This window comes from Methylophaga sp. UBA5088 (assembly GCF_002414625.1).
Taxonomy (GTDB): Bacteria; Pseudomonadota; Gammaproteobacteria; order Nitrosococcales; family Methylophagaceae; genus Methylophaga; species Methylophaga marina.
The window spans coordinates 794-3,301 of sequence record NZ_DIAC01000101.1; the positions used below are offsets into that span (position 1 = coordinate 794).

At 42.4% G+C, this 2,508-nt stretch carries 2 protein-coding genes and 1 tRNA gene; all 3 read right to left on the minus strand.

Features of this window, described 5'->3' with window-relative positions; all coding sequences use genetic code 11:
* Positions 1 to 331: 331 nt before the first annotated feature.
* The 3 genes from B4K20_RS12630 to B4K20_RS12640 all read right to left on the minus strand — a co-directional run bounded on the left by B4K20_RS12630 (position 332) and on the right by B4K20_RS12640 (position 2,188).
* Positions 332 to 422 (minus strand) — tRNA-Ser (locus tag B4K20_RS12630).
* Between the two features lie 21 nt (positions 423 to 443).
* Positions 444 to 1,472, minus strand: coding sequence for a type III pantothenate kinase (locus tag B4K20_RS12635; protein WP_289283150.1), 1,029 nt, complete (start codon positions 1,470 to 1,472; stop codon positions 444 to 446).
* Positions 1,469 to 2,188, minus strand: coding sequence for a biotin--[acetyl-CoA-carboxylase] ligase (locus tag B4K20_RS12640; protein WP_289283151.1), 720 nt, complete (start codon positions 2,186 to 2,188; stop codon positions 1,469 to 1,471). The genes B4K20_RS12635 and B4K20_RS12640 overlap by 4 nt, the downstream gene beginning before the upstream one ends.
* Positions 2,189 to 2,508: the final 320 nt, after the last annotated feature.

The window sequence follows — 2,508 nt, forward strand, 5'->3', positions numbered from 1 at the left end:
GCTGCTCCCTTCCGGGCCTGACGTGGTAACCAACATATCGTCGCGAGGAGACCGGCTGGGCCACCATAGAGTTAGCTATTCTATGCTTTTTTTGATTTGAGTGCCATGCATAGCGGTAATAAAAATAAAGAAATTTATTATTGTCTGTTCATTCAGACAGTTCGGCCAAGGGGAAGCAAAAACTGGGTTCAATAAGATGAAGCTGGTTTCTGTATTCTGAAAATGCTTAATATCCATGCGCAAGATCAACCATTACTTTTAAAAATCCGATAAAGCGATGGGTGGAGAATGACCAATGGAGATCAACAAGCCGTAGTGTAAGAAATTAATTTGGCGGAGAACGAGGGATTCGAACCCTCGATAGGCTATTAACCTATACACACTTTCCAGGCGTGCGCCTTCAACCACTCGGCCAGTTCTCCTTAAGGGAGCGAAAGATTACCTCAGATTGCCTCTTCTGGCAATGATGGGTCTGACGCTTGTTTTTTTGTTTTTGCTGGTGACTTGGGTTTGGTGGCACGTGTTTTACCTGGTTTACGTGCAGGTTTCTTTTTTTCTTCTGTTATGGTTTCTGGTGACGGATTATCATTTTCCGTTGATGTTTCAACAGTATTTGGCGCAGTCTTATCTGTTACATCTGCTGCTGTTTCTGTTTTTTCCTGACCATCTACATCCGATGATATTTGAGATTTCTGTGCTTTAGATTTGTTTTTTTCTGCTGGTTTTGCTTTGTCTTGTCGCGCATAAAACGCAAGACCTTTAAGCACAATATCTGGATAGTAATGAACGTCATCAGACAGAAGTGGAAGTAAAGCTTGGGCATCACCACCGGTGATAATGAATCGAATTCGGTTATTGAAGCTTTCTTTTAGATCACTAATGATACGCTCAATAGTGGCGGTGACGGCATATAGCGTACCGGTTTGTATTGCACTGTAGGTGTTCGTTGCGAGAGTTTTGAATTCTTGATCATCTGTATCGGTAGTTAATGCATCAGTATTGTTGACCAGACTACTTTTCATAATACTGATACCGGGGATAATCATTCCCCCTTGATGTTGACCTGCCTTTGTGACGATATCAACGGTGATTGCCGTACCACAATCAATAATGCACTGTGCAAGCCTAGCATGTTGCCGTGCTGAAATCAGAGATAACCAACGGTCAATACCAAGTTTGGCTGGTTCATCATAAGCATTGGTGACACCGAAATGTTTTTTCTCAGCTTGAATGAATTTGGGGGTCAGGTTCCACTGTTTTTCTGTCCACTCAGTAAGTTGAGCGGCTATTTTTTCGCCGGCTACGTTGGCAACATATACTGATTCGATTTCAGATAATGTTTTCCACACTTTGTTTAATGAAGCTTTGATTCCTGATTTGTTTCGATCAAAACTTTGACTTTCATTAAGACCATTATTGTCCATAGTGGTCCATTTAACTCGGCTGTTACCAATATCTACCAGTAATTTCATGAAGCAAACCTAATGCTGATATGACTATTAGACAGCAGTTTTATTTCATTGTTTTGTAAATACCGTAATTCACCATGTTCGTTAATACCACAAGCAAGTGCCGATGATTTTTGATCGCCTTCAATCAATGTGATGGCTTGCTCATGCAGAGCATCATATTGAGGCCAGAGTGGAAGGAAGTCAGTAAGACCTCGATGTTCAAACAGTTCTATTGTTTCTATCATGTTCTGCAGTATTTTTCCTGCCAGCCAACTACGACAGGGGACGGGGTCACAAAGCTGTTCGAGGCTGGTAGATGGTTGTTGAATTAATGTTTGTGTAGATTCTGGAAGCTTAAAATTAAGGCCAATTCCTACAACGGTGTATTGTCTGGTATTAAATCTCGATTCTACAAGAATTCCGGCCAGCTTTTGTCTTTTATATAAGACGTCATTAGGCCATTTCAATGCTAACTGATTGATTCCAGACTGCTTGAGTGTATTAATTAAACTAATGCCAATAGCAATACTCAGTCCATGTCTGGCTTCTTCTGCGCAGTGTGGCCAGAATAAAGAAAGGTAGAGGTTACCCACAGGAGGAGATTGCCATACGTCTCCTCGGCGACCTCTGCCAGCGGTTTGCGTTTCAGCAATACATGCCGCAGGCTCTAGATGATGTTGGCTGAATCTTTGCCAGAGAATGTCATTTGTGGACGTGACTTCTGGCAAGATCAACATCTCGCTGAGCTTGTTGCTTGTCTGTGGTTCCATGGCGCTGAGAATAGCGGCCTGCGATAACGGTGAGTAGGATGGATTATTCAAAGGTGTGTCGGAGTTGTAAAACGAGCGGACAGTTTAGCAGGATGAGAGAAGTTGGGGGGAGTCTCCTCTCAATATATACAGCAGATGGTATTTTAGACTTTTATATCAAGAATACTTCCAACCATCTCATTACTGGCTTTGACGACTTTTGCAGATGCTTCAACTTGTCTTGCGTTTGCATCTAGCTCGACAAGCGCTTTGGTTAATTGTTCGTTTGAACCTGGATCGGCAGACGC